Raw genomic sequence first — 26,872 nt, forward strand, 5'->3', positions numbered from 1 at the left:
TCGGTCATCTCCGTGTCTGTTCGGGCGGTTCGGCGTGGTGCGGAGGGGCGGCCGTCTCGTCGGGCGCGCCGACGACCGTGACACGGCCGCCGACGCGGACGACGTCGACCCGGGTCCCGTACAACTCGGACAGCGACTCCGAGGTCAGCACCTCGTCCGGGGGCCCGGCGCGGTGGCCGCCGCGGGCGAGGTAGAGGACGCGGTCGGCCGCGGCCAGCACCGGGTTGATCTCGTGCGTCACGAACACCACGGCGGTGCCGTGCGAACGGCGCCGGGCGTCGACGAGCCCGGTCACCGCCCGCTGGTGGTGCAGGTCCAGGGAGAGCAGCGGCTCGTCGCACAGCAGGATCCGCGGATCGCCCGCCAGCGCCTGCCCGACCCGTACGCGCTGCCGCTCACCGCCGGAGAGCAGGCCGACCGGCTCGTCCGCGTAGGCCTCGGCGCCGACCGAGCGCAGCACCTCGTCCACCCGGCGGCGCACCGCGCGGCCGGACCGGCGCGGTCCGAAGACATGGCCGTCGATGCCGAGGCGCACCAGGTCCCGGGCCCGCAGCATGGTCTGCGCGGACAGCGCGGCCTGCTGCGGGATGTAGCCGATGTGCCGGCTGCCGCTGCGCGGGGGTTCGCCGAGTACGGTCAACGTCCCTGCGGACAGGGGCCGCTGGCCCAGCAGTGCGCGCACCAGACTGGTCTTGCCCGCGCCGTTGGGACCGAGGACGGCGAGGAACTCACCGGGCTGCACGTCGAGGTCCAGCCCCTCCCACAGCACGCGCGTGCCGTAGGCGAGCGCGCCACCGCGCAGGCTGATCACCGGGGCCGCGGCGGTGTCGCCGGTGCCGCCTTCCGGGGAACGGCCCTGGCGGGCCGGGGGGATGCGGGCCGCGGCCGGGTCGCTCATGCGCCCAGCGCGGCGGCGAGCGCGTCGACGTTGGCGGTCATCCAGCCGAGGTAGTCCTTGCCCTCCGGCAGCGTCTCGGTGACGGGGACGACCGCGACACCGGCCGCCTCGGCGGCCTGCTGGACCTTCTCGGTCTGCGGGCCCGAGGTCTGCTCGTTGTAGACCAGCGCCTTCACCTTCTTCCCGGTGAACAGCGCCAGGGTGTCCTGCAGCGTCCGCGGGGAGACGTCGTCGCCCTCCTCGACCGCCTCGCTGAAGTCCGGGGGTGTGGCGTTGCGCAGGCCGCTGGCGTCGATCAGGTACAGCGGGACCGGTTCGGTGATGGCCACGGCCTCGCCGGCGTGCGCCGCCTTGATGTCGGCCTCCTTCGCCATCAGCGGCTCCAGCTTCGCCTTGAACGCGGCGGCGTTGGCCTGGTAGTCGCTCGCGCCCGCCGGGTCGGCCCCGGCGAGCGCCCCGGCTATCTCGTCGGCGATCGCGGCGACGGAGGGGAAGTCGTACCAGATGTGCTCGTTCAGCTCACCGCCGGGCGGGGCGGTCTTGCCCGACACCTTCACCGCGTTGATCACACGGGCGGAGCCGTTGCCCGCGCTGCGCAGCATGCGGTCGACGAAGTCGTCGTAGCCGCCGCCGTTCTCGATCACAACCTTGGCCTTCGACAGCGCCAACTGGTTCTGCGTGCCCGCCTCGTAGGAGTGCGGGTCCTGGTCGGGACTGCTGATGATCGAGGTGACGGTGACCCGCCCGGCGCCGATGCTGCGGGCGATGTCCCCGTAGACGTTCGTGGAGGCGACCACCGGCACGTTCGCGGACGGTGCCGAGCCGGAGGACGCGGCCGCGGGCGACGCGGTGTCCTCCGTGGTGCCGCACCCGGCGGCGAGGACCGCGAGGCAGAGTCCGGCACTCAGGGCCAGGAGCCGGGACGGTGACGTGGGCAGGGACATGGATTCCTCCGACGCGCTGGGCAAGGGGTGGCGGCCCGGCACGGCGCGGTGCGTGGCGGGCTCTGGCGAGGACTATACACAAACGGTTTTCATTTCCGATAAGCACTTCCGCGCCGCTCGCAGCCGGTGGGGGGAGGATGGTGCGGGGATCACCCGGGACCCCCGACACGACGGGAGGGCGGGACATGACCGAGGCACTGGTGCTCGGCGGCGGAGGGGTCGCCGGGATCGCATGGCTGACCGGGCTGCTGGCCGGGCTCGCGGACACGGGTCAGGACGTCTCCGGGGCCGAGGTGGTCGTGGGGACGTCGGCGGGTTCCGCCGTCGCGGCCCAACTGGGCAGCGGGCTGCCCCTGGAGGAGCTGTACGCCCGGCAGACCGAGCCCGGGCTCCAGTCCGCGGAGATCATGGTCGACGTGGACCTGACGACCCTCGGCGAGCGGATCGGCGGTTCGCTGCAGAACGCCACCGGCGTCGCGGACATACGCCGCGCGGTGGGCAGGTTCGCGCTGGAGACCGGGACGGTGACCGAGGAAGTGCGCCGCAAGGTCGTCGAGGGGCGCCTCCCCTCGCACGCGTGGCCCGGCCGCACACTCAGGATCGTCGCCGTGGAGGCCGGGACCGGCGAGCCCCACGTCTTCGACAACACGTCCGGCGTGAGCCTGGTCGACGCCGTCACGGCGAGCTGCGCCGTGCCGGGCGTCTGGCCGCCCGCCACCATCGGCGGGCACCGCTACGTCGACGGCGGTGTGCGGTCGGCCACCAACGCCGACTACGCCGGGGGCGCCTCCCGGGTCCTGGTGCTGGCGCCGCTGGGGAGCACCGATCTGTTCCCGACCGAGGTACCCCTGGAGCGGGCCGTCCGCGAACTGCGCGCCGGCGGCGCCGAGGTCGCGGTCGTCGAACCGGACGAGGCCTCGCTCGCGGCCATCGGCACGAGCCCGCTGGACCCGTCCACGCGCCGGCCCTCCGCCGAAGCGGGCCGCGCGCAGGGGCGCGCGCTCCGGCTCCCGTGGAGCCGCTGACGGTGCACGGCAGTGGGCCCCCGCAGCGGCACGTCGCTGCGGGGGCCCACCTGGGGGAAAGGGTCAGGAGCAGGTGCCCGCCGGGCGGTTGCGGGTCACGAGATCGGTGTCGGTGGTCGTGGTGTCCAGCCACAGGACACGCCGGCCGGTGTCGGCGGCCGCGTTGGCCTGCTGGCCGTGGCTGCACGAGACCCGGCCGAGCGGGGCGCCCTTCGGGGTGAACTGGTAGAGCTTGGCCAGGGAGTCGTTGTAGTCGTCGAAGACCTGGCTCCAGGACGCGTAGACCGTGAGGGTGACCGCGGTGTCCGAGGCGGTCAGCCCGTAGGCGCGGACCGGGTGCGCGCTCTTCTCCGGGATCAGGTCGGTGACATGGGAGCCGTCGATGTCCGCCCGGCGCAGCGTGGTGAAGTCGTCGTCGGTGTAGTCGGTGTCGATGACCCAGTAGACCCCGGAGGCGGTGACGACCGGGGCGCTCATCCACTCCGGCTGCGAGGGTGCGCCCAGCATCGTGGTGGTGCCGGCCGCGATGTCGTACACCTCGACGGCGACTCCGTAGACGCCGTCGAACAGGCCGTCCTGGATGTACGCGATGCGCCCGTCGCGCACCGACGGCTCCGCGGCCTGGTTCTCCTCGCGGCTGAGCGGAACCTTGCGCGGGACGGTCGCGCCGCCCTTGAGGTAGAAGACCCGCTGGCGGCCGGACGACGCCTCGCGGTACGACCACGCCACGGTGTCGCCGTCGACGCTGAGGCCGCTGATCTCGGCAGTGGTGCTGAAGAGCGTCTTCGGCTTCCCGCCGGTGACCGGCGCGGCCAGGATGTCGTAGGTGCGGGTGTAGGGGTCGTCAGGGGAGACGAGGTCGCCGACGGCCACCCAGACCACGCGCTTGCCGTCGGTGACGGGGCTGAGGTGGGAGCGGCCGTCGTCCGGGGAGACCTGGCGGGGCTTGCCGGAGCCATCGGTGCGGCCCACCCAGACGGCGTACGGGGCCAGGCTGTCGGCGCTGGACTTCGGCGCCGCCCACCAGCCGTTGCCCGCGCTGGGGTTGTTGCCGCTGCCGGTGTACGACATCAGGGTGCCGACCCGGCCCATGAGGACGTCGCTGTCCAGGCCGAGGGACTTCTCCCAGCCGGGGACGATGCCGTGGGCGTCGAAGGCGCCCTTGACGACGGCCAGTTGGCTGCCCTTGACGCCGAGCGACCGGGCCGCGGCGACGACCGCGTCACGGCCCTCGTCGAACCCGTCGAGCGGGGCTATGTAGGAGGTCAGGGCGCGGTAGACGATGCGGTCGGCGAGTGTGCCGCCCAGGCGCTCGCGGATGTCCCACAGGGCGCCGCTGAAGATGGTGGAGTTCATGTGCACGCCACCGTTGTCGTACGAGGAGCCGAGCGGCAGGCCGAGGAACTTGGCCGTGGTGGCACCGTCGTTGAGGTCGCGGAAGGCGCACTGCCGCGGCGTGCGGGTGCGGCACAAGTCGCCGCCGATGAGCCCCGCGTCGGGGTCGGTCATCGGGGTGTGGTTGACGGTGACGTCGATGGTGTTGCCGAAGTAGTCGGCGATCGCCTCGTTCATGGCGCCGGACTGGCCCGCGTAGACGAGGTTCGCGGTGTGCTCGACCACGCCGTGGGTCATCTCGTGGCCGACGACGTCGAGGTCGGAGGCGAGCGAGCGGTACTCGTCGTCGCCGGTGCCGTAGACCATCTTGGTGTGGTCCCAGAAGGCGTTGACGAACGGGGAGCCGAAGTCCGTCACGCCGACCAGGGAGTTGATGGTCATGCCCTTGCCGTCGAGGCTGTCGCGCTTGAAGGTGTCGCGGTAGAAGTCGTACACCTGGCCCGCCGCCCAGTGCGCGTCGACCGCCCCGGTCTCGGTGAACTCGGGGCCCACCTTCGGCGTGGGCGAGACGAACGGGACGACGCTCTCGGGCCACGCGCCGGAGACGTCCTGGTACCAGACGCTGGAGGCGTCCCAGGTCTGGATGACGCCGTGCTGCTTGCTGTCCGCCATGTGCGCGGTGTCGCGCAGCAGGTACTGGCCGGTGGCGGCGTCCTTGGTCAGGTACAGCGGCACGGTCCTGCCGCCCAGCAGGGTCCCGCTGCCGGTCACGCTCCCCGAACCGGCGCCGGGAGTGGCCGGCTTGCCGGTCCGCATCGACGTGCCCTCGGTGCCGACGGCGGAGGCGGCGGGCGACGGGGCCGCGAAGGTCGGAAGGCCGCCGGACTGGAAGAGCGCGACGCCGGTGGCGGCGTCGACGTACACCTCCTGGACGAGCGGCGTGCGGCTGACGGGGTCGGTGCCGCGCACGGTGACATGACGGGCGAGCACGCCCTTGCCGACCGGCAGGACGGTCAGGCCGCGGTCGGTGCCCGACAGGTCGTCCGCGGCGGACTTGGAGTGGGCCGGGCGGTAGCCGCCGCGGGCCAGTCCGGACCGGATCTCCTCGACGGCGCTCCGGACGGCGGTGGCCGCGGGGAGGGCGGGCCGGGCGGTGTCGACGTCCAGGGCGGCGAAGTAGGCCCCGGAGGTGCCGGTGACGGTCCGCTTCCCGTCGCGGTGCGTCATGCGCACCACGTACTGAGCGCCCAGGACCGGCACACCGCGGTACTTCTGGTCGAGCCGCACGGTCTCCGTCCCGTCGGTCTCCGTGGTCACCGACTCCGTGACCAGGTCCCGGTCGGGTGCGGGGATCCGGTACCGCTCCTGGTGCCCGGCCAGGTGCGACCGCGCCGCCTCGGCGGCCGGCGCCGACGCGTCCACCGCGTCGTCAAGTCCCTCCACCAGCGCGGGAGTCGCCGTGTCGGGAGTCGGCTGGGTCCCGGTCGGCGCGGCCGGTGCCGCTTCCTCGGCGTGTACGGGAGAGGTCAGGCCCGCGACACCCAGCGCCGTGGTGACGGCGAGCAGGGCGGCGAGGCCGGCGCGGCCGGGTCTGTGAACGGGCGTGCGCCGTGTACGAGATGACATGGACAACGTGCCTCCGACGGCCCGGTGCGAACCCGGGCCCGGTAGTGGGACAGCAGATGCATGGCGCACCATCGCGCCCGCGGCTCGCCCCGACCTTTGTCGCCTCACGCGCGCATGACAAGAGAAGATCCCGTGGGAGTACGCGCAATTGCGCAGGTGCGAAGGCCGGGTGTCCGTCAGGCGCGGGCGCCGGAACGCGCGAGGGCACGCGACACGTCGGAGGTGGCGGCCGGTCTCAGTCCGAGGGAGTGCGCAGCGCGAGCACGGCCAGGTCGTCGTGGCCGTCGCTCGGGTGCTGGTCGGCGATGACCGAGCAGAACCGGTCGACCGGCAGGTGGAAGTTGGCCGAGGCGAGTTGCGCCAGGGCCCGCAGCCCGATGTCGACGGGGACGTCGCGGTGCTCGACCAGCCCGTCGGTGTACAGCACGACGGTGGAGCCGGGTTCGAGGCGGTGGGCGTGGTCGTGCCGGCGCTCGGAGATGTCGACACCGAGGGGCAGGTCCGGCTCGGGGGCCAGATAGCGGGCGTGGCCGTCCGGGGTGACGAGCAGCGGCGGCGGGTGGCCGGCCGTGCTCCAGTGCAGGGTCCACGCGTCGGGGCCCCTGGTCTCGATGCGGACCAGGCAGGCCGTGGTCACGGAGTGCTCCTCGAAGGCGTCCTGCGTGGTGTCCAGCCGGGACAGGACGGCGCTCGGCGGTGTGCGCAGTTCGTAGAGCAGGGCACGGAGCATGCTGCGGGTCTGGGCCATCGAGGCGGCCGCCCGCAGGTCATGGCCGGCGACGTCGCCGACGACGGCGGCGCAGGAGCCGTCGGGCAGCAGGACGGCGTCGTACCAGTCGCCGCCGATGTGCTCGGGCTGCACGGGGGGCCGGTACACGGCGGCCGCCTCGACGGGGCGCAGGTCGGGCAGGCCGGGCAGGAAGAGGCGCTGGAACTCCTCGTTGCGGTCGCGGACGCGCTCGAAGAGGCGGGCGTTCTCGATGGCGACGCCCGCCGCCCCGGCCAGTGCGACCAGCATCGCCTCGTCGGACTCGTCGAAGGGGTTTCCGTCGAGGCGCTCGGAGAGGTAGAGGTTGCCGTAGACCTGCTGGTGCACGCTGATGGCCACGCCGAGCAGCGTGCGCATCTTCGGGTGGCCCGGCGGGAAGCCGACCGAGTCGGGGTGCCGGGCGATGTCGGCCACGCGCAGCGGCTCGGGGTGGTGGATGAGGTAGCCGAGCAGACCGCGGCCGCGCGGGAGTTCGGTACCGGCCAGGCGTTCCTTCTCGGACTCGTCCAGGCCGACGGTCAGGAACTCCCCCAGGGCCTCGCCCTTGGCGTCGAGCACGCCGAGCGCCCCGTAGCGCGCCCCGACCACGTCCACCGCGGCCGACACGATGCGGGACAGCACGACTTCGAGATCGAGCTCGCGGCTGATCGCCAGCATCGCCGCCATCAGCAGCTGGAGCCTGCGCTGGGCCCGCGCCAGGTCGTTCAGCTCGGTCGAGATCCGTTCCAGGCCGGGATCCAGCGGGAACCACGCGTGTCCCAGTTCGCCAGGGTCCCGCCCGGCGCCACTCACCTCACCCATAGCAGCGACACTCGCCCACGACGATCCGACAACGGCAGGAAGCGCACACGACACCACCAGACACCACGATGCAGAACAAAAGCTTCGGCGGTGCCCGCGCGGTCCGCCACCGCGCGCCGCACCGCCATCAGGGTGGCGGCGCGCGCCTGGACGTCCGGGCGGCGGCCGGCGGCGCCGCGCCCCGGTGCGCCGGGGCGCGACGGCCCGGCCCATGCACACGGGCGCGGTAGGGGCCAGTCGGGGCGGCCGGGCACATCACCGGCATGGCCCACGGCGGCCGGGAGGGGTCAGCCCGCCGCGTGGGTACGGGCGTAATGGCGTGCGACGCGGGCGCGGTTGCCGCAGATGTTGCTGGTGCACCACTTGCGGCGCCGGTTCTCGGCGAGGAACAGCATCGAGCACTCGGGGTTCGCGCAGCGCCGCAGCAGGCGCAGCCGGTCGGGGCTGCCCAGCAGGGCGACGGCCTCGCCCGCGATGGCGGCGAGTGCGGCGTTGCCGCCGTGCTCGGTGTGCCAGCGGGTGGCGGCGCGCGGCCCGTCGCCCGTGAGGACCAGGCGCGGGCTGGCGGGCACCGCCGCGGCCGCCGCGTTGATGTCGTCCACGGCGGCGGCGTCGGCGGGACGGTCCTCCAGATGGGCGTCCAGCACCTCGCGGATCGCGGCGCGGAGCCTGCGCGTCGCCCCCGGGGCCGGGACCGGGCCCGGGGGGAGCCGGCGGGACTGGATGTCCCACCAGGCGGTGGCGGCGGCGGACGGTTCGATGAGGTCGACGGGCGGCTCGGCGACCATCATCACCGTGTCGGCGAGATCCAGCGCGACCAGGGGCTCGCCCCCCATGGGGAAGCCCGCGGCCTGGAGCTCCTCGACGCTTACTTGAATGCTCACGTATTGATGCTACCCATTAGTCACGGTGAGGTCCACCCCGCACCTGCACGACACAGTCCGGTCGGCATTGCCTCCACGACCTAACGGAACTACTGTCGATTGAAGCATTAGTCATCGAGCACGGAAGAGGGACCGCCATGGGACTGTCATGGCAGCAAGGACCGCTCTCCACCACCAGGCTCGGGCGCTTCCTGGTCCCGGACCCCCTCCCCGAGCGGATGCTGTTCGCCGAACGGCTGCGCCGCCGCATGCGGGTCCGGTACGCGGGCGAGTGGATCGCCGACAGCGAGGACGTGGTCCTGCTCCACGAGCCCGGCCGCTATCCGGTGGCCTACTTCCCGCGGACCGCCGTCCGGGACGACGCGCTGATCCCCACCGACCGCACCACCCGCCACCAGGACCTCGGCGAGACCTCCTGGTTCACGGTGCGGGCCGGCGACCGGCGGACCGAGCGCGCCGCCTGGCAACTGACCGCCCTACCGGACCACGCGAGCGAACTCGAAGGGCGCGTCGCCTTCGCCTGGCGGGCGATGGACGCCTTCTACGAGGAGGACGAACGCATCCTCGGGCACGCCGCCGACGCCTACCACCGCATCGACATCCGCGACACCTCCCGCACCCTGGAGGTGCGCTCCGAGGACCGTGTCGTGGCCCGCTCGGAGCATCCGGTGGTGCTGTACGAGTCCGGGTTCGCGCCCCGCTGGTACGTGCCGCGCGCGGACGTCGACGAGACCGCGCTCAACCCGGCGGAGGGGCAGACGTTCTGCCCCTACAAGGGCCTCGCCGACTACTACGACATCGGCGGCTCGCGGAAGGCCGCGTGGTCGTACCGCGACGCCTATCCCGAGGTCGCGCGGGTGGGCGGACTCGTCTCGTTCGAACCCGACAAGGTCGAGGTGCTGCTCGACGGCGAACGGCTCGTCCTCGAACCCGGCCAGCAGGTCGTCCCCCACGGCGTGGACCGCGGCCTGGACGCCGCCGAGGTCCGCGGCGCCTGACATCCCGGGGACGGCGCGCCGGCCGCCCCCTCCCGACCACCAAGGAGATCCCCATGCCCACATCCCTCAAGGACCGGACCGTACTCGTGGTCGGCCGCGGCAGCGGGATCGCCCGGGCCGTCGCCGACGCGGCGCTCGCCGAGGGCGCGCGCGTCGTGGCGGCGGGCCGTTCGGTGACCGGCCTCGAGGAGGCCTACTGCGGCACCGGCGTGACGGTCCGTCACGTCGACCTCACCGACGAGGCGTCGATCGCGGCGCTGGCCGAGGACCTCGGCGCCGTCGACCACATCGTGTCCGCGGCCTCCGCGCGCGCCCGCGGCCTGGTGGGCGAACTGGACCCGGCGGCGATCGTGCTGTCCTTCCACACCAAGGTCGTCGGACCGCTGATGCTGGCCAAGCACTTCGCGTCGCGGATGCCGGGGGACGGCTCGTTCGTCCTGCTCTCCGGTGTCGCGGCGCTCGAACCCGACCCGGGCTTCATCGGCGTCGCCGCGACGAACGGCGCGGTCAACACCGTCACCCGCTCGCTGGCGGTCGAACTCGCCCCGATCCGGGTCAACGCCGTCTCCCCCGGCACCGTCGACACCGGCGCGTGGGACGCGCTCGGCGACAAGAAGAAGAGCGACTTCTTCGCCCGGCTGTCCGCCGCCAATCCCGTCGGGCGCATCGGCACCCCCGAAGACGTCGCCCACGCGGCGGTCTTCGCGATGACCAACACCTTCCTGACGGGCGTCTGCCTGCCCGTCGACGGCGGGCAGCCGCTCGTCTGACCGGCGTCCCGACCGGGCCGGCCGCACTCCCGGGCGGCCGGCCCGGTGATGTCGCCGTGCTGCGAACCAGCCGCTCCGCCAGCCCACTCGACCGCCCCGCCCCTACGCGCGGCAGCGCGCGGTGCCGTCCACTTGCCACGCCCGACGAGATGTCCCCTGCGCACCACCGGGCTCAAGACCGGTGGCCCCATGGGCTCGGGCACACCGGCAGGGCACCGGGTCAGGCGTCGCCGTCCGGCAGGCCGTGTCCGGCCGCGCGTACGTCGGTGAGCCGTCCGAAGGCGTTCTCCAGGGGTGGCCCACCGGGCCGGAGCACCTCCGCCGCGATGCCGAAGAGCCCCCCGAGCACCGCCTCGGTGACGGCGACCGCGGCCACGCTCTCGCGGTTGGAGACGCCGCGTTCGGCGACGCGGTAGCTGCCGTCCGGGGTCACCTCCATGGCCTGGCCCCACAGGGCACCGGAGGTCGTGCGGTGCGCCCGGCGGAGGATGCCCGCGGCGAGGTCGGGACGGCCGAGGCGGCACAGGCCGTACGCGGTCGCGCCGGGCCAGGCGGCGAAGGCGCCCGCGGCACCGTGGTCGGGGCGGTCGGAGAACGGGGCGACGGGGTCGCGCGGGTCCAGGGCGCGCATCCAGTCGCCGTCGAGCAGCCGCCCGGTGACGAACCCGACCATCTCCTCGCGGTGCGCGGGGGTGAGGTCGCCGGTCATGTCGGCGGCGACCAGGACGAAGTCCAGGCAGTGCCCGATGACGTCCGTCCCCTGCGGGTGGCTGATGCGCCAGCGCCCGTCGCCCGCGTACTGGCCGAGCACCGCGCGGGCCAGTTCCGCGCCCTCCGCCTCGGCCTCCGCGGCCTCCGCGTCGCTGCCCACCGACCGCAGCAGTGTGCCGAGCGAGCGCAGCATGCCGGCGTACCCGGCGTTGAAGGAGACCACGGCGTCCCGGTAGTTCGGCACGCACTCCAGCAACTCCCAGGCGTCCGAGCCCAGATCGGCCAGGATGCCGTCCGCGTACCGCGCGCGCCGCTCGCGCGGCCGGAAGGCCATCGCGCGCAGGTGGTCCAGCACGCCGCGGTCGCCGGCCCGCTCGGCGAGGAGGCCGGTGTCACCGGTGACGGTGACGTACGCGGTGACCGTGCGGAAGAGGGCGTGGTCGTTGGCGGCGTAGTGGTTGCCCACCGGCAACAGGTTGTGCGTGTCGAAGGAGTGGCAGTGGTCGTAGGGCTGCGCGAGGGCGGCCAGCAGCCAGGCGCGCAGGCCGCGGGGTTCCAGCAGGGCGGCGGTGCGGGCGAATTCGGACTGGTCCCAGAAGAAGGTCGTGGTGGGGCCGAGGCGCGGCCCCCCGGTGAGGAAGACCGGACCGGTCCGGGACACCCGGGTGTTGCGCAGGTAGACCGCGAGCAGCGCGCCCAGGTAGTAGGTGCGCGCGAGGTCGGCGTCGTCGGTGTGCAGGGTGGGCAGGTGGCCGGAGAACTCCGGGTTGCCCGGGGTGAAGGCGTGTCGCCAGGTGGTCCGCCACCGCTCCGCGATCCCCGCGAAGCCCGCCTCGAAGGCGTGTGCGGTCGCGGTGGCCGCGCCGCGTGTCTCCTCCCGGGACGTCCCGATGTCGAGGACAAACTCCAGCACGTGTGCCTGCCCGGGCGCGAGCCGGAGGTCCCAGTGCGCGAGCCCGCGGGCGCCGTTCGCGGTCAGGGTGGCGGGCGGCTCGGCGAAGGCGTACGCCGACCGCGCCGGGCTGCGGGAGTCGGCCACACACAAGGCACCGTCCGTCACCCGGGCCGTCCACCGCTGCCCTTCCCACCAGGGCCGGGTGCGGGCGCGTTCCGTGCCGTCGACCTCCAGGCTCGCGCCGTCGTCGCCGAGGCGGAGTGCGATCCGGTGCCACCGCCCGGGGGTCAACGCCACGTCGGCGCACACCTGTTCACCGCCGATGCGCAGGAAGGGGCGGCCCTCGTCGAGGCCGATCGTCGCGGAGTCGGGATGGTTGCCGTGGGTGATCACGATCCCGTGGGCGGCGGCCCGGTCGACGCGCACCCGGAAGGCAAGGACGTCCCCGGCGCCGAGGGCTGTGGTCCCGACACGCAGGTCGGTGCCGGGCCGCACGGTCCAGCCGGCGCCTTCCGTGCCGACGGGGGTGACCGTGCCGTCCGGCCGCCGCACCTCGAGCCGGTCCACCAGGCACGGGGCGCCGGGCTCGCGGACGCGGTCGGCGTCCGGGGCGGAGTGGTCGGGCAGTTCGGACTCCAGGAGCATGGGCGCCGCGTCCTCGTCCCGCTGGATGCCGGGGATGCGCGGCGAGCCGAGCCGCAGCCACCGCTCGCCGTGCGGCAGGGTCTGCACCTGACGCGGCCGGTCGGCCAGGACCTCGGCCCGCAGGCGTTCCGTGGCGTAGAAGTCGTGGTGGTGGCCGTGGTTCCACGGGGTGCCGTACAGCCAGCCCCAGTCCGTCCCGTGGTGCGCGAACATCGCCAGGAGTTCCTGTTCGACGCGGGTGCGCACGGCCTGGGCGGAGGTGTTGCGCAGCGTGATCCGCCACAGCAGCCGACTGCGCTCGTAGCCCATCCGCACCTCTGTGTGCAGCGTCAACGCGCCCAGGGTGGCTTCGCGTTCGACACCCCACGGGGACCAGCGCAGCCGCTCCGCGGCGAGCGGGCGGCCGTCGATCCGCAGCACGCCGGTGTGGTAGCCGCCGCTGTACGGCGGGAAAGCCAGCCAGGACAACGATGTCAGATCGGCGTTCACATGCCCCTGCCCCCACTGGTTGCGGAGGCTGGGCAGGTGCGCAAGCCGGTCGGCGGGTATCCAGTCGCCGGCGAGTCCGTCCAGCGGGGGCACCCCCGCGGTGGCCGGTACGGGGCCGGGGGCCGGAGCGGGCGCCGCGGTCCGCGGCGTCGCGCTCACTTGGCCGATCCCGCGGTGAGCCCGGCGGCGAACTGCTTCTGCATCAGCAGGTAGCCGGCCACCGGGATGATCCCGGCGAGGAACATGATGCCGAACAGCTGTCCGTAATCCATCTGGTACTGCCCCACGGAGAGATAGAGACCGGTGGTGATGGTCTGGCCCTGCAGCGGGCCGAGGATGAACTGCGGGTTGAGGAAGTCGTTCCAGATCCACAGCGACAGGAAGATCGCCACGGTGGCGGTGGCGGGCCGGACCAGCGGCATGACGATCGTCCACCAGATCCGCAGCCCTCCCGCCCCGTCCAGCCGTGCCGCCTCCACGACCTCGTCCGGCACCGCGCGCATGAAGCCGACGTAGACGAAGACCGCGAAGGAGAAGTAGCCGCCGCCGAGGTTGGACAGGACGAGCCCGGGATACGAGTGGTCGAGGCCGAGGAAGGTCAGGATCCTGATGGTCGGCAGCAGCACGACCTGCGGCGGGATCATCAGCCCCGCCGCGAGGACCGCCAGGATCGCCGCCCGCGGGCGGGTGCGCCGGCGGGAGATCCAGAAGCTGAACGCCGAGCCGAGCGGGATCAGCAGCAGCACCGAACAGAGCACGACGATCAGCGAGTTGCGCAGCCCGAGCTGGATGAGCTGGTCCGGACGGCCGAGTGCGGTGGACAGATTGCCGAGCGTGGGGTGGACCGGGGGCGCCGCCGGGTTGGCGACGATGGCCTCCTCGGTCTTGAAGGCGTTGACGACGGTCAGGTAGATGGGGCTGACGAAGAGCAGCACCACGACGACCGCGGCGGTCAGCCGCACCGGGGAACGGAGCCCGCGGTACCGCCCGGTCCGCCCGGGGGCGGCAGCCGGCCGCTCCGGCCTCTGCCGGCGGCGCGTCGTGGGGCGGGCGGGGGCGTGCTGGACGGTCAAAGGTCGATCTCCCTGCGGCGGAGGATGCTCGTGACGGACAGGGCGATGACCGCGGACAGTGCCAGCAGGAACATGGCGACGGCCGAGGCGTAGCCGAACCGGTCGGTGGTGAACGCGGTCTTCACGATGTACTGCGCGGTGGACTGGGTGGCATTGGCGGGGCCGCCGGAGGTGAGGACCTGGATGATGTCGTAGAGCTTGAGCACGGTGATCAGCGAGATGGTCACGCTGATGGTCGTGGCCGGGGCCACCATCCGCAGCGTGATCATCCGGAACTGCTGCGTGCCGGTGGCCCCGTCGATGGAGCCCGCGTCGTACAGCTCCCGCGGGATGTTCTGCAGGGCCGCGAGGTACACCACGGTGGTGAAGCCGGAGAGCACCCAGGCGACCACGATGCCCACCGACAGCTGGGCGAGGTGCGGCCTGCCGAGCCAGTCCACCGGCTCGCCGATGACATGGAGCTTGATCAGTGTGTCGTTGAGCAGGCCGCCCTGGGTGAAGATCGCCTTCCACACGAAGCCGACGATCACCCCGGAGACCACCTGCGGCAGGAAGGCCACGGTGCGCAGCACCCGGTAGGTGAGCGCGGTCCGGTCGAGCAGCACGGCGAGCAGCAGGCCCGCGACGTTGGCCACGGCCGTCACTCCGACGGCCAGTGCCAGGGTGAACAGGACGCTGGCGCGCAGCTGCGGGTCGTGCAGCATCTCGGTGTAGTTGCCGAACCCGATCCAGTCGCTGCCGGCTTTCAGGGGGTTCTCGTCGGTGAAGCTGCTGCGCAGGCTCATGAGGACCGGGACGACGATGAACACTGTGTAGAGCAGCAGGCCGAACCCGGCGATCAGACGGAGCCCGAGGTCCTGCGAGGCTTCGCGGAACCACGTCGACAGCGGTTTCACCCGCCTTCTCCTTTCGTTGGGAGTGCCTGACGGACCGTCAGATCACTTCGTCGCGGAGTCCCACGCCTGGTCGAGCTTGGCCATCTCGCCCTTGACGTCGTCGGTGTTGAACAGGGCCTGGGCGGCGGCGTAGAACTCGTTGTTGAGCGAGCCCGGCAGCGCGTCGTCGTTGGTGGCCCAGCCGATCGCGCTGACCTTGGTGTTGTCCTTGGTCACGAAGGCGTAGGAGTCGGTGAAGGCGGGGCTGACGTTGACGCCGTAGTCGTCGAGGGTCTTGTCCCTGAGCATGGGGAAGGCGCCGTCGCCCTCGATCAGGGCCTTGAGGTTGCCCGCGTCGAGCGACCACGCCTTGGCGAAGGCCATGGCGCCCTTGGCGTCCTTGGCCTTGCTGCTGATCGCCATCGAGCCGCCGACGGCGAACGGCACGACGGTGGATCCGTCGTCGGTCGGCCAGGGGAAGACGCCGATGGTGTCCCACTGGTCCTTGGGGATCGCACCGAGGTACCAGCTGCCCATGGGGTACATGGCCGCCTTGCCGGCGTTGAAGTCCTTGATGGAGTCGGCGTAACTGACGTTGAGCGCGCCCTCCTGGAAGTAGCCCTTCTTCACCAGGGTGCGCATCTTGGTCGCGGCCGCCACGACGTCGGCGTCGGTGAACCTCACCTTGCCCGCGTGCCGCTGCTGGATCCACTGCGGGTTCTTGCCCAGCACGTCGGCGCTGAGCGCGCCGGTCAGCGGCATCCCCGCGGCGAACGGGTCGTTGCCGCCCAGTTCGAGGGGGGTCACGCCGGACGCCTTCAGCTTCTCCGACACCGCGAGGAACTGCTTCCAGGTCGCCGGCGGGGTGACGCCGGCCTTCTGGAAGAGCTTCTTGTTGTAGAAGACCAGCGGGATGATCTGCGAGTTGGTCGGCGGGATGTACACCTTGCCCTTGATGGCGTTGCCCTGCGGCAGCAGGAAATTCTGGTCGATCCAGGCCTGGTCGTACGGCGTGAGCAGGCCGGCCTCGGTGTACTGCGCGGGGGTGATCGACTGGAGCAGGTCGGGGAACTGGCCGGAGGCCTGCAGCTGCTTGGCGTAGGAGTCGCGGTCGGTGCTGGGTGCCACGACCTGCTTGATCGTCACATCCGGCGCGGCCTTCTGCGCCCTGGCGATCGAGTCGGTCCAGAACGCCGGTGTCAGGGTCGGGGTGTTGAACGTCAGGTATGTCAGCGCGTTGCCGCCGGCCCCTCCGGAGGCGGTGGAGGAGCAGGCGGCGAGCAGGGAGAGTCCGGCGACTGCGAGGAGAGCGGTGCTGCGCCTGCCGAGGGCCGTTCTTCTGGGCATGGCGGTCCCTTTCCGGGTGTGGAGTTGTCGGGAGACAGGCACCTGGCCCTCCGGGAAACGGCGCGCACCGGCCGCCGGCGCCCCGCGGCAGCGGCGAACGACCGCATCCCGACGGTGGGATAACGTTGTCTCGCCCCATACAGTAGAGTTCTCCGACAGCACGTCAAGTCCTCCGAGGACCGCGGACCGGTTCCGGAACACACTCCGGCCGGTCCGGACGGCCCCGGCAGGGGAACCGGGGAACTCCCGGGAAGACTGCGGACGCAGGGGAACGAGAGAACCGCGAGAGGGGAAGCCACGTGCCCGGACCTGACGCCGCCGGCGAGACCGCCGAGACTGCCGAGACCACCAGGACCAGCCCGCACCGGCCGCGCCGCCCCACGATGGTGGACGTGGCCCGCGAGGCCGGCGTGGCGCTGCGCACGGTGTCGCGCGTGGTCAACGGCGACACCACGGTCGGCGACGACTTCGCCGAGCGGGTCCGGGCGGCCGTCGACCGGCTCGGCTACCAACCCGACGAGCGGGCAAGGCAGTTGCGCAGCGGCCGCAGCGGCGCGATAGGCGCGGCGGTCCGTCACATCGCCGACGCGCACCCGGTGCTGCGGGCGATCGACGAGACCGCCCGGGCCGCCGGCCTCACCGTGGTGGCGATGTCGACCGAGGACGACGAGGAACGCGAGCGCGACGCCGTGATGTCCATGTGCCGGCGCCGCATGGACGGCATCATCATCGAGCCGATCGCCCAGGACCACCACTACCTCCAGCCCGAGATCGACTCGGGCCTGGCCGTGGTCGCCTTCGACCGCCCGGCCGCCGGCCTGGACGTGGACACCGTGCTCACCGACAACCGCGGCGGCATAGCCCAGGCGTTCGCGCACCTGACCGCGCAGGGCCACCGGCGGATCGGCTACATCGGCGACGACGAACGGATCCACACCGGGCGCGAGCGCGCGACCGCCTTCCGGGACGCGCTGACCGGGATCGGCCGGCCCCTCGACGGCATGGTCCACCCCGGCCCCGTCGAACCGGCCCGCGTCACCGCCGCGCTGGCCGCCCTGCGCGACCGGCCCGACCCGGCGACCGCCCTGGTCACCGGGAACTTCAGCACCACCGTCGCCGTCATCCGGGCGCTCGGCGCGGACTTCGGCGGTATCGCCCTGGTCGGCTTCGACGACTTCGGCCTCGCCGACCTGCTGCGCCCGGGGGTCACCGTCGTCGCCCAGGGCGACGAGGAGATCGGCCGCACCGCGATCGAACTGCTCACGGCGCGGCGCGCGAACCGGGCGCGCCCGACCCGTACGGTCATCGTCTCCACCCGGCTGATCCGGCGCGGGTCGGGCGAATCGGCGCCCTGACGTCACGGGCGCCGTACGGGCCCGTAGTTGACCGAGACATCGGACGATAACGTTGTCTCCCCTCATGCGGACCGGCCACCGCCGCTGCTTGCCAACGGAAGGGCGCGTCAGTGACCGTCGAGCACGATGTCGAGGCCGTCATGCGCGACGGGACGGTGCTGCGCGCCGACGTCCACCGGCCGCCTGGGGGCGGCGAACCCGGACCGGTGCTGCTGGCCCGCACCCCCTACGCCAAGGACGACCCCGGCCTTCTCGCCCGGCTCGACCCGGCGGCCGCCGTCCGGCGCGGCTACGTCGTCGTCATCCAGGACACCCGGGGCCGCTCCGCCTCCGACGGCGGCTGGGAACCCCTGGTGAACGAGTACGCCGACGGCCACGACACCGTGCGCTGGGCCGCCCGCCTGCCGGGCGGCGACGGCAGGGTGGCCATGTCCGGCCCCAGCTACCTGGGTCACACGCAGTGGGCGGCCGCCGCGGGCCGCCCGCCCGGACTCGTGGCGCTCCTGCCGGAGTTCACCTGGTCCGACCCGAACCAAGGCCTCGTCGCACGGGACGGCGCCCGCGAGACCGGCCTGCTCACGCAGTGGACGCTCGGCCTCGGGGCGGACGTGCTCCGCAGGCGGGGCGTCGGCGGCGCGCAGGCCGCGGCCGCGGCGCTCGCCGCGCTGGACACCCCGGGCACCGCCGACTGGCATCCACCGGTCCTGCGCCGGCTCCCCGTCCCCGGCCGCCCGGACGGGCCCCCGCTGCGCCGCGTCTCCCCCGCGGACCTCCCCACGTTCACGGTGGCCGGGTGGTACGACGCGTTCCTCCAGGGCAGCCTCGACAACCACCTCATGGCCAGGGCGTCGGGACAGCCGGCCGCCCTGGTCGTCGGGCCCTGGACCCATGCCGACCTGCCGTCGGTGATCGACGGCGGCCGGTCGCTCAAGGAACTCCAACTCGACTGGCTCGACGGGGTGCTGGGGCGCGGCAGCGGCAGCGGGCCGGAGTCGCCGGTCCTGATCCACGTGACGGGCGCGGAGGTGTGGCGGCGGCCGGACCGCTGGCCTCCCCCGGCCGTCGAGACGCCCTGGTTCCTGCACGGCTCCGGTGCGCTGTCCCCCGACCCGCCCGGCACGGACGAACCCCCGTCCACGTTCGTGCACGACCCGGCGCACCCCGTGCCGGTACGCGGCGGCACCCTGCTGCTCACCGGCGCGTACCCGGCGGGCCCGTTCGACCAGCGCGCCATCGAGGCCCGCCCCGACGTGCTGACCTGGACCGGTCCCCCACTGCCCGCGCCGCTGGAGGTGGCGGGCCGGATCACCGCGGTGCTCGCGGCCGCAAGCGACGGCCCGGCGGCGTGGGTCGCCCGGCTGTGCGACGTCCACCCCGACGGCAGGTCGATCAACCTCGCGGACGGCATCGCGCTCTCCCCCGGCGGGGACCCGATGGAGGTCCGCGTCGACCTGTGGTCCGTGGCGCACGCGTTCCGCACGGGCCACCGCATCCGCCTCCAGGTGACCGCGTCCGCGCACCCGCGCTGGGAGTTCCCCGACAGCGCGGGCCCGCGGCGCGTCCTCCACGCCCGGTCCCGCCCCTCACGGCTGCTGCTGCCGGTGTCCCTATAAGCGGCATCCTGCCCCGTGGACCGTGTCGGAGCAGGTGCCGATGCGCCCACTCCTGCTGATCCGGCGCGAACGGGCCAGGTCGAGGAGATCCGCCAACCGCTCAAGCGAGGGGATCGCCGACCTCGCGGACCCATCAACCGCGTTCAGCGTACGGACCTATCCCAGCACAAGGTCTCGTGCGTCCCTCACCCGTTCCAACCTACTGGTCTCGGACAACGTCCTGACAGTTGCAGCCCTTCGGTCGAGGCAGCGCGCGGTCAAGAACAATCTGAGCGGTAGGCGAAGGGCCTGTCGGGGCAGCTGACGCATTCGAACAGGTAGATGCCGCCCATGTCGCCGAGCATGAGCCCAGGGGGGCTTTGGATCTTGGTGCGTTGTTCGTAGGGAAGGTCCCAGATGGTTCCTGTGGCCGGTGTGTCCTCGATGGGCAGCCACGTGCGCCAGCTCTCGCCGTCGAATTCGGAGCTGCTGATCGTCAGGAGATGCTCCATACGCACACTGCATGCCGGGCATGCCGGCCAGTCGGGCTCCTGCGTCCACGTCGGATACCCGCCGATCTTGACGCCGTCCGACACGGAGAGGTGGTACCAGTAGGACCAGCCGGTTTTCTCCTCCAGCTCTTCGAACCTGGCTTCCAGCGCGCCGGCGACCTCGTCCGGGAGGCCCAGTTCGGATAGTCGGTGACGCGCTCGGGGTGCAGCACGCACGGGTCCGGGAGGTAGTCGTTGTGGGCGCCGGTCGGGCGCGGTGGGTCGGCCGGCCGCAGGTCGTCCAGGGACCCGTCCCGCCAATGGATCTCGGGGCAGGGAACGTACCCGTCCTCGTGATCGAAGGGGCACCACAGCACCTGCAGCAGATCGGTGCCGCTCGGGAAGGCCAGGTCAGGCACGTCGGCCGCGAAGAGCTGGAGGACCGGGACCAGCGGGATCGGTCCCTCGCCGGGAGGGGAGAACGCCGTGCGCGGGTGGTCGTCGTCGCAGTGGGGCCAGGGCTCCGAGATCGGCCAGAGCACGGGTCCGCCGAGCGAGCTGTCCCGCGCACTCGGATCGCCCAGGCGCGGATGCAGGCGAACCGCCGTCTTCCGACAGCCGGCCACCTCAGGGAACAGCGTCTCGACTTCGAGTGGACGTGGCGGGGTGGTGCGAGCCATCGGACGTGCTCCTCACAGACCAACGCGTTGCTTGGCCACGACCGAGGCCGCGTTGGGCTGAGAGTAGCCGCACGGTCCGCCGCATCCACCTACGGGCCCCGTTCTCGGTCGCGGGGACCACACAGTGCACTGCCGGCAGCGAGTTGTCCTCCTTACGCCGACAGCATCGGAACCCAGTGGTTCATCACCTGGTGCAGGCGTTGCCTGTGGTCAGCGATCCAGTCGTCCGGAGGAACAAGCGGCACCCGCAGTTCCCGGGGAGCGGTGGCGCCCATGGCTGCCCTTTCATCGGCGAGCACCGGGAGATCGTCGCCTGCCAGAGGGACATCCGCCACGTCATGTCGTCAGGGGTTCTTCGATGGTTCGGTGTCGAGCTGGTGGTCCGCCCAGACATAGCTCTCGGGCAACAACTCGGCGATGGGAACCGCCCGGAGTCGGTCGCCGTTGCCGACGATGACGTCGACGGCCGGGAAGTAGTCGAGAAGGACCTGACGGCACCGGCCGCACGGAGGGACGACCCCGCGGTCGCGGTCGCCCACGGCGACAATGGTGCGCAGGGCGTAGGCGCCCTGGGCCGCTGCGGTGCCGATGAGGACCAGTTCGGCGCACGGGCCACCGGTGAAGTGGTACGTGTTCACCGCGGTGACGATGCGGCCGTCCTCGGTGCGGCCCGCGGCCGCCATCGTGTGGTTGTCGCCCTGGCAACGTGTGCGCGCTACGTGGGCCGCGGCCTGGACGAGTTCGTGATCGATATCGCTGGGTTGCCCGGCCATCGTCCCTGCCTTCGTGAGGTGTCGCACGACGATGGCCCGAACGAGGCGCGCACGCAAGCGGATATGGACGGGGTGGCCCGCTGCGGCACCTACGCCGGACGGGCCGCGCCGATCGTTCTCGTTCCGTCGATCGGCACAGATCACGGCTGCCCGCTGAGGCCGAGTTTCCTCTTCCCGTAGGGGGAGAAGATCGACGCCCAGCCGGTCCAGCCGGCGTGGACCTGGGCGATCTGGGAGGGCAGGGGCATCACGGGGAGCAGGTCTTCGCCCTTGGCCCAGTTGGTGAGGAGGCCCTCCGTGGTGTCCACGGCGGAGACGACCATGGTGACCCTCGCCCTGCCGTCGACCCAGGTCTCCCACAACGCCCACCCTTCGGGGCGTGCTTCCACTCCCAGTCGGGCGCAGGCATGGGGGTAGGTCTCGTCGATGCCGACAGGCATGGCCTCGGGCCGGATGAGGGCCACGGCGGCGAGGGGAACCACCGGGCGCTCTTCTTCCTCCTCCATGCACCCGTCCAGGGGGAAGTGGTAGCGCAACAGCGCCTTCCTCAACGCGTTGACACTGCGTTGGAGCGGCCCCTGGTCCTCGGTGTCGTCGGCGTGCCACTGCTCGGCGGCGGCTGCGGAAGCGACTGCCCGGGCGAGCCGTTCGATCTCGCGCAGGTAGTCGAGTTCGGAGAGCTCCGGCCTGGTCATGGACGCAGTGTCACATCGCCGCACCCGATCTGCGCAGCTGTTTTCGCGCCGAATCGGCGCGACCGCGCCCAGGCTCACCCCTGCGGGGCTCCACCGCGCCGGCGGATCGTCACGAACTCGCTCGCGTCCCCGCTGTTCAGGCGACGCAGGAGCGAGCCGGCGATGCGCTGCGCCTGGGTCTTGGCGAGTTCGGCCTTCTCGCCGCGGTAGAGCGCGTCGACCGTGGAGGTCCACAACGCCAGCCAGCGGTCGAAGTGGGCGGGGCCGAGCGGGGCGAGGCGGTGCAGGGCGAGGTGGGGGTGGAGCGCGTTGCGCCGGTAGAGGCCGGCCGCGAAGAGCACCGACTCCCAGAAGTCGCACATCACGGGCATGTGCGCGGCCAGGTCCATCTTGGCCACGTCGGTGAAGACCGGGCCGATGAGGGGATCGGCGAACGCCCTGCCGTAGAAGGCGGAGACCAGCGCCTCGACATCCGCTCGGCCCGCCAGGTCCCGGGCGGCGGGTCCGCCGCCGGCCGGGGTCACAGCCGCCCCAGGACGAGCGCGGAACCGCAGACCGCGAGGGCGAGCACCTTGGCGCCCTCCAGCGCGACGTACACCAGGTGCGTGCGGCTGCGCGGCACCTGTTCCCCCGCGAGGACCCGCGCGGTGCGCCGGTTGAGCGTGGGTCGTACGGCGGTCAGCTGGACGGCCAGTACGGCCGCGGCCACCGCGCCGGCGGCGATCGCGACCGGGCCGGGAACGTCCGCGGCCGTCGCGGAGGCGGCGCACACCGCGAGGGCGACCTCCACCCGGTTCAGGGCCCGGAAGACGATCCGGCCGATGCCGAGGCCGAGGGGCAGTGTGATGCCTTCGGCCCGGAACTTCAGCGGGGCCTCCAGGAACGAGATGCCCAGGACCATGCCCAGCCACAGGAAGACGGCGGCGATCTGCACGAGGACGGCGGCGGCGTTCATCGGCCGGGACCGGCATTGCGGCGGAGTTCCATGTGCCCACCGTAGCAAAATATGCATCTGAGATGAATATTTGAGAGCGGCATCACAGAGATCACGGAAGAAATGCCCTGCGTCCCACCGGCCGGCCCTGTTACCGTCGTCCGCATGAAGCGCGCTGCCATGACGACGACGCCGGAGAGTGTCCCGGCGCGCTGACCGATGCCATCAGTCGAAGCCCCGGGGCGAGTGCCCCGGGGCTTCGGCGTACCCACGGTCACTCGCCCGCCACCCCGCGAGGAGACCGCCATGCACGACCACCGCAGACTCGGCCGAGAGCTCGGCCTGTTCGACACCGACCCGCTGATCGGGGCGGGGCTGCCCTACTGGCTGCCCGACGGCGCGACCGTACGGCACGCCCTGGAGAGTTACGTCCACGAAGCCGAGCGGCGTGCGGGATACCGGCACGTGAACTCCCCCGTGCTCGGCAAACGCGAGCTGTACGAGATCTCCGGGCACTGGGACCACTACCGCGACGACATGTTCCCGCCCATGGACCTGGGCGGCGAGCAGGTCGTGCTGCGGCCGAGCCTGTGTCCGCACCACGCGCTCATCTACCGCTCCCGTGCCCGCAGTTACCGTGAACTGCCGCTGCGCATGGCCGAACTCGGCGGCATGTACCGCTCGGAGCTGTCGGGGGTGCTCGGCGGGCTGACCCGCGTCCGCGCGATCCAGCTCAACGACGCGCACATCTTCTGCACCCTCGGCCAGGTCGCCGACGAGGCGCGCGGGGCGCTGGAGATGATCCGCCGGGCGTACGCGGCGCTGGGCATCACCCCGGCCCGCTACCGGCTCTCCCTGCCCGGTCCCGGCGGCAAGTACGTGGCGGCGCCGGAATTGTGGCGCAGGTCGACCGAGCTGCTCGAAGAGGTGCTGGACGGCTCGGGCCTGCCGTACGAGGCGGCGGAGGGTGAAGCCGCGTTCTACGGGCCAAAGATCGACGTGCAGGTCGCCGACGGCGCCGGTCGCGAGTCGACCCTGTCCACCGTCCAGGTCGACTTCCACCAGCCCGACCGCTTCGACCTGCACTACGTCGGCGCGGACGGCGCCAGGCACCGCCCCGTGATGGTCCACCGCAGCGTCATCGGCAGTGTGGAGCGGGCGGTGGCGCACCTCGTGGAGCTGCACGGCGGCGCCTTCCCCGCCTGGCTGGCGCCCACCCAGATCGCGGTCCTGCCGGTGTCCGAGGCCGAAGTACCGGTCGCCGAGGCGTTCGCCGGGCGGGCCGTCGACCTGGGGCTGCGCGCCGAGGTCGCCGGGCCGGAGCGCGGCACCCTGGGCGCGCGGGTCCGGGAGGCCCGTCTGGTCCCGTACCAGGCCGTCATCGGCGCCGAGGAGGCCGTGGACGGTCAGGTGGCGGTGCGGCTGCGCGACGGCCGGCGGCTCGCGCCGCTCCCCGCCGAGGACATGCTGGCCCGCGTCCGGGCGCTGACCTCCGCGTACGGGACCGGCCTGTGGGACGGGGACACCGGCGCATAGCGGTCCACGGATCACGGGTCGCAGAGGCGGTCCATCAGGCGTCCGGCCAGGCGCAGCACCTCGCGTTCGGTCTCGCTCAGCCCGGCGAGCGCCGACGCGAGCCACGCGTCGCGTTCGGCCACGTCCGCCAGGAGCGCGGCGTGGCCGGCCGGCGTCAGGGCGAGGAGTGCTTGGCGGCGGTCGTGTTCGGCGGGGGCGCGGGTGATCAGGCCGTCGCGTTCGAGCTCGGTGAACACCCTTGTCAGGGACTGCGGTTGCTGCCGGTCGGCGCCGGCCACCGCGCCGGGTGTGGCGGGGCCGTGGCGGTAGAGGTGGCCGAGTACGCCCACCTTGTTGGCGCTGAGGGCGCCGGGGGAACGTTCGGCGCGGAGCCGGCGGGAGAGCCGGGTGGCGCCGCGGCGGATCTCGGCCGCCGCCCCCAGGAAGGGCTGGGGTTCCTCGCTCCGCCCGGGCTCCCCGGCTGCTTCCGTTGTCACATTCCTACGCTATCACTTGCTACTGTCGACCAGGATTCAGCCTTCAAGTGGAAAAGCGGTCAGCGAATGCGAAGTATTTTTCGCGGTATACCCGACGCCGCGGTCACCTCCGCCGCCCTGCTGCTCGCGTTCGGCTGCGCCGTCCTGCTCAAGGACTCCGGGCTCGACGACAGCATCGTGGTGCTGACGGTCGCCCTCACGCTCACGCTGGCCCGCGTCCAGCGGGGGGCCTCACCGCGGCGCCGGTTGCTGGGGCTCGCGGTGCTGCCGGTCGTGGCCGTGGCGACGTCGGGGGTTGGCTGGCTGCTGTTCCACCACCTCGCCGTTGGCGGCACGCTCTTCGCGCTCGGGGTGGGCGCGGCGGTCTGGGTCCGGCGCTTCGGGCCCGTCGCCGCGGCGGCCGGGACGCTCGCGACCCTGCCCTTCGTCGCCGTCCTCATCACACCGGTGCCGCCGGGCTCCGGCGGTGCGCGGTTGCTGTGGGCGGCCGTCGCCGCGCTGATCGCGTTCCTCAGCGTGGCCGTGTGCCAACTCGCCGCCGCCCGGGCCGGGATCGGCCGGTCCGCTCCCCCGGTCGCGCCCGTCCCGCGGCCGCCGCGTGCCGCGGGCGGGTGGGCCGTCAGCGACCGCATGGCCTGCCAGATGGCCGTGGCACTGGGAGCCGCGTTCCTCCTCGGCAGGCTCGCGTTCCCGGACCACTGGAGCTGGACCGTGCTCACCGCGTTCATCGTGTCCAGCGGCAACCGCGGCCGCGGTGACGTCGTGCACAAGAGCGTGCTGCGGATCGGCGGCGCGGCCGCGGGCGTCGTGGCCGCGACCCTGCTCGCGGGGGTGTTCCCGCCGGGCGACACCTCCTCGATCGCGGTGATCCTCGCGGTGCTGGCGGTGGCGTCGTGGCTGCGCGGCCTCAGCTACGCGTACTGGGCTGCGGCGATGACCGCCGTGCTCTCGCTGCTGTACGGCTACTACGGCCTGAGCGGCACCGACGTGCTGCTCACCCGGATCGAGGCCGTCGCCGTCGGCGCGCTGGCGGGCGTCGGCGCCGCCTGGTTCGTCCTTCCCGTCCGGTCGGGCGACGTGGCCCGGCGGCGTACCGCCGACGCGCTGGCCGCCCTGACCGACGTGCTGTCCGCGTTCCGGGGCCAGGAGGCCGGGCAACTCGTCGCGGCACGCGCCCGGTTCGACGACAGCCTCGTGCGTCTCGGCGAGATCGCCGCTCCCTTCCGGGCCCACCGGGGGCTCGTCCGGCTGCTGCGCCGCACGGCCCCTCATCCGGCCGACGCCATCGACGCGCTGATCGGCTGCGCCGGGCCTGTCGGCGACCTCGCCGCGCTCCCCGGCCCGCCCGGGCCGGACCTCGCCGCCCGCGCCAAGGCCCTGACCGCCAATGTCGTCGCCGCCCGCCGCGCCCTCGGGCGCCGGCCGGGACCGCCCCGGCACCCTCTGCCCACCGCTCCGGACGGGGCACCGGCTCACCCGGCCCTGGACCGCGTCGACGCGGCCCTGCGGTGCCTCACCGCCGTGCACGGCGATCCGCCCCCGGCGGAGCCCGGGCCCCGCGACGGCGGTGACCAGACTGCCCGTCAGGACACCGGCACCCGGTCTCAGCCCGTGGGGCGGGGCTCCTCGTAGGGGATGCGGTTGAGGTGGAGGACCTCGCCGAGGGTCCCCCACTCGTCAGCGCCGAGCTTGGTGAGCGGGCGCAGCAGCGGCGCGCTCGGACGGCCGTCGGCGAGGACGTCCTCGTCGGCGACGGCGTGGAGCACGCGCCCGAAGACGAGGGTGGAATTGCCCATGCGCACGGTGGTGTGCGAGCGGCACTCCAGGGCGACCGGCGAGGCGGCCACCCGCGCCGGGCGCACGCGCAGGCTGGGTTCGCGCTCGATGCCCGCGTAGTCGAACTCGCTGACGGTGCGCGGGAAGTCCGTCGCCGTCCGGTTGACGAGGCGCAGCAGCGCCTCGGAGGCGAAGTTGACCACGAACTCGCCGGTGTCCTCGACATTGCGCAGCGAGTCCTTCCGCCCGATCGAGGTGAACTGCACGATCGGCGGATCGGTGCTCGCGATGCTGAAGAAGGAGTGCGGCGCCAGGTTCCCGGTGAGCCCGTCCGGTGTGACGGTGGAGATCCACGCGATGGGCCGGGGCACGACGACGGAGGTCAGGAACCGGTAGAAGGCGCCACTGCTCATGGCCTCGGGATCGAAGTCGACGCGCATGGCCGCAGTATCGTCGGGCGTCCCGCGCCCGGCCGCGCT

At 72.8% G+C, this 26,872-nt stretch carries 23 protein-coding genes; 7 read left to right on the forward strand and 16 right to left on the reverse strand.

Going from position 1 to position 26,872, the window contains the following annotated elements:
- Positions 1 to 4 precede the first annotated feature (4 nt).
- Both ACIP64_RS10275 and ACIP64_RS10280 read right to left on the reverse strand, forming a co-directional pair.
- Positions 5 to 898: a metal ABC transporter ATP-binding protein gene (locus ACIP64_RS10275; protein ID WP_401583628.1), complete on the reverse strand. Its 894-nt coding sequence runs from the start codon at positions 896 to 898 to the stop codon at positions 5 to 7.
- The gene (locus ACIP64_RS10280; protein ID WP_401583834.1) at positions 895 to 1,836 is read right to left on the reverse strand and encodes a metal ABC transporter solute-binding protein, Zn/Mn family; all 942 of its coding nucleotides are present in this window, start codon (positions 1,834 to 1,836) and stop codon (positions 895 to 897) included. The genes ACIP64_RS10275 and ACIP64_RS10280 overlap by 4 nt, the downstream gene beginning before the upstream one ends.
- 191 nt (positions 1,837 to 2,027) lie before the next feature.
- Between ACIP64_RS10280 and ACIP64_RS10285 the strand changes: the two genes are divergently transcribed.
- A complete protein-coding gene (locus tag ACIP64_RS10285) occupies positions 2,028 to 2,867 on the forward strand; it encodes a patatin-like phospholipase family protein (protein WP_401583630.1) in 840 nt (279 codons plus the stop codon).
- Positions 2,868 to 2,930: 63 nt separating this feature from the next.
- On the opposite strand, the gene ACIP64_RS10290 is transcribed toward ACIP64_RS10285, so the two are convergent.
- From ACIP64_RS10290 to ACIP64_RS10300, 3 genes are all read right to left on the reverse strand, one after another.
- On the reverse strand, positions 2,931 to 5,828 hold the full coding sequence (locus tag ACIP64_RS10290; protein WP_401583632.1) for a M4 family metallopeptidase: 2,898 nt from the start codon (positions 5,826 to 5,828) through the stop codon (positions 2,931 to 2,933).
- A 235-nt stretch (positions 5,829 to 6,063) separates the two neighbouring features.
- Positions 6,064 to 7,398, reverse strand: coding sequence for a PP2C family protein-serine/threonine phosphatase (locus tag ACIP64_RS10295; protein WP_401583633.1), 1,335 nt, complete (start codon positions 7,396 to 7,398; stop codon positions 6,064 to 6,066).
- A 287-nt stretch (positions 7,399 to 7,685) separates the two neighbouring features.
- Positions 7,686 to 8,282 (reverse strand): CGNR zinc finger domain-containing protein, encoded by a 597-nt coding sequence (locus ACIP64_RS10300; protein ID WP_401583635.1) that lies wholly within the window; start codon positions 8,280 to 8,282, stop codon positions 7,686 to 7,688.
- Positions 8,283 to 8,419: 137 nt separating this feature from the next.
- Between ACIP64_RS10300 and ACIP64_RS10305 the strand changes: the two genes are divergently transcribed.
- Entirely contained in the window at positions 8,420 to 9,280 is an 861-nt protein-coding gene (locus tag ACIP64_RS10305; RefSeq protein WP_401583636.1) for a DUF427 domain-containing protein, read from the forward strand.
- Between the two features lie 53 nt (positions 9,281 to 9,333).
- A complete protein-coding gene (locus tag ACIP64_RS10310; RefSeq protein ID WP_401583638.1) occupies positions 9,334 to 10,050 on the forward strand; it encodes an SDR family oxidoreductase in 717 nt (238 codons plus the stop codon).
- 220 nt (positions 10,051 to 10,270) lie between these two features.
- Here ACIP64_RS10310 and ACIP64_RS10315 read toward each other — a convergent pair whose 3' ends face one another.
- The 4 genes from ACIP64_RS10315 to ACIP64_RS10330 are packed head-to-tail and all read right to left on the reverse strand — an operon-like array spanning position 10,271 to position 16,085.
- Positions 10,271 to 12,949, reverse strand: a complete 2,679-nt coding sequence (locus ACIP64_RS10315; protein ID WP_401583640.1) for a hypothetical protein — start codon at positions 12,947 to 12,949, stop codon at positions 10,271 to 10,273.
- Positions 12,946 to 13,863: a carbohydrate ABC transporter permease gene (locus ACIP64_RS10320; protein ID WP_401583642.1), complete on the reverse strand. Its 918-nt coding sequence runs from the start codon at positions 13,861 to 13,863 to the stop codon at positions 12,946 to 12,948. Before ACIP64_RS10320 ends, ACIP64_RS10315 begins: the two co-directional genes overlap by 4 nt.
- Complete coding sequence (locus tag ACIP64_RS10325) at positions 13,860 to 14,759, reverse strand: carbohydrate ABC transporter permease (protein ID WP_401583644.1); 900 nt, start codon at positions 14,757 to 14,759, stop codon at positions 13,860 to 13,862. The genes ACIP64_RS10320 and ACIP64_RS10325 overlap by 4 nt, the downstream gene beginning before the upstream one ends.
- A gap of 42 nt (positions 14,760 to 14,801) precedes the next feature.
- Complete coding sequence (locus ACIP64_RS10330; RefSeq protein ID WP_401583645.1) at positions 14,802 to 16,085, reverse strand: ABC transporter substrate-binding protein; 1,284 nt, start codon at positions 16,083 to 16,085, stop codon at positions 14,802 to 14,804.
- Between the two features lie 299 nt (positions 16,086 to 16,384).
- Here ACIP64_RS10330 and ACIP64_RS10335 point away from each other — a divergent pair, with 299 nt between their 5' ends.
- Both ACIP64_RS10335 and ACIP64_RS10340 read left to right on the forward strand, forming a co-directional pair.
- Positions 16,385 to 17,440 carry a LacI family DNA-binding transcriptional regulator gene (locus ACIP64_RS10335; RefSeq protein WP_401583647.1) on the forward strand — a complete coding sequence of 352 codons (1,056 nt, stop codon included), beginning with the start codon at positions 16,385 to 16,387 and terminating at the stop codon, positions 17,438 to 17,440.
- A gap of 110 nt (positions 17,441 to 17,550) precedes the next feature.
- A complete protein-coding gene (locus tag ACIP64_RS10340; RefSeq protein ID WP_401583649.1) occupies positions 17,551 to 19,053 on the forward strand; it encodes a CocE/NonD family hydrolase in 1,503 nt (500 codons plus the stop codon).
- A 257-nt stretch (positions 19,054 to 19,310) separates the two neighbouring features.
- Here the strand turns inward: ACIP64_RS10340 and ACIP64_RS10345 are convergent, their stop codons facing one another.
- The 5 genes from ACIP64_RS10345 to ACIP64_RS10365 all read right to left on the reverse strand — a co-directional run bounded on the left by ACIP64_RS10345 (position 19,311) and on the right by ACIP64_RS10365 (position 22,626).
- Positions 19,311 to 19,760 carry a hypothetical protein gene (locus ACIP64_RS10345; RefSeq protein WP_401583651.1) on the reverse strand — a complete coding sequence of 150 codons (450 nt, stop codon included), beginning with the start codon at positions 19,758 to 19,760 and terminating at the stop codon, positions 19,311 to 19,313.
- A gap of 787 nt (positions 19,761 to 20,547) precedes the next feature.
- The gene (locus tag ACIP64_RS10350) at positions 20,548 to 20,976 is read right to left on the reverse strand and encodes a cytidine deaminase family protein (protein WP_401583653.1); all 429 of its coding nucleotides are present in this window, start codon (positions 20,974 to 20,976) and stop codon (positions 20,548 to 20,550) included.
- 140 nt (positions 20,977 to 21,116) lie between these two features.
- Positions 21,117 to 21,671 carry a hypothetical protein gene (locus tag ACIP64_RS10355; RefSeq protein ID WP_401583654.1) on the reverse strand — a complete coding sequence of 185 codons (555 nt, stop codon included), beginning with the start codon at positions 21,669 to 21,671 and terminating at the stop codon, positions 21,117 to 21,119.
- Positions 21,672 to 21,745: 74 nt separating this feature from the next.
- Complete coding sequence (locus tag ACIP64_RS10360; protein WP_401583656.1) at positions 21,746 to 22,195, reverse strand: group III truncated hemoglobin; 450 nt, start codon at positions 22,193 to 22,195, stop codon at positions 21,746 to 21,748.
- Entirely contained in the window at positions 22,192 to 22,626 is a 435-nt protein-coding gene (locus ACIP64_RS10365; RefSeq protein WP_401583658.1) for a hypothetical protein, read from the reverse strand. Before ACIP64_RS10365 ends, ACIP64_RS10360 begins: the two co-directional genes overlap by 4 nt.
- 198 nt (positions 22,627 to 22,824) lie before the next feature.
- Between ACIP64_RS10365 and thrS the strand changes: the two genes are divergently transcribed.
- A complete protein-coding gene (thrS, locus tag ACIP64_RS10370) occupies positions 22,825 to 24,141 on the forward strand; it encodes a threonine--tRNA ligase (RefSeq protein ID WP_401583660.1) in 1,317 nt (438 codons plus the stop codon).
- An 11-nt stretch (positions 24,142 to 24,152) separates the two neighbouring features.
- On the opposite strand, the gene ACIP64_RS10375 is transcribed toward thrS, so the two are convergent.
- A complete protein-coding gene (locus tag ACIP64_RS10375) occupies positions 24,153 to 24,617 on the reverse strand; it encodes a MarR family winged helix-turn-helix transcriptional regulator (protein ID WP_401583662.1) in 465 nt (154 codons plus the stop codon).
- Between the two features lie 66 nt (positions 24,618 to 24,683).
- Here ACIP64_RS10375 and ACIP64_RS10380 point away from each other — a divergent pair, with 66 nt between their 5' ends.
- Positions 24,684 to 26,249, forward strand: a complete 1,566-nt coding sequence (locus tag ACIP64_RS10380; RefSeq protein ID WP_401583663.1) for an FUSC family protein — start codon at positions 24,684 to 24,686, stop codon at positions 26,247 to 26,249.
- On the opposite strand, the gene ACIP64_RS10385 is transcribed toward ACIP64_RS10380, so the two are convergent.
- On the reverse strand, positions 26,222 to 26,833 hold the full coding sequence (locus tag ACIP64_RS10385) for a flavin reductase family protein (RefSeq protein ID WP_401583665.1): 612 nt from the start codon (positions 26,831 to 26,833) through the stop codon (positions 26,222 to 26,224). The two genes, ACIP64_RS10380 and ACIP64_RS10385, sit on opposite strands and share 28 nt — an antisense overlap.
- Between the last annotated feature and the right edge of the window lie 39 nt (positions 26,834 to 26,872).

The organism is Streptomyces sp. NPDC088733 (assembly GCF_044751185.1).
Taxonomy (GTDB): Bacteria; Actinomycetota; Actinomycetes; order Streptomycetales; family Streptomycetaceae; genus Actinacidiphila.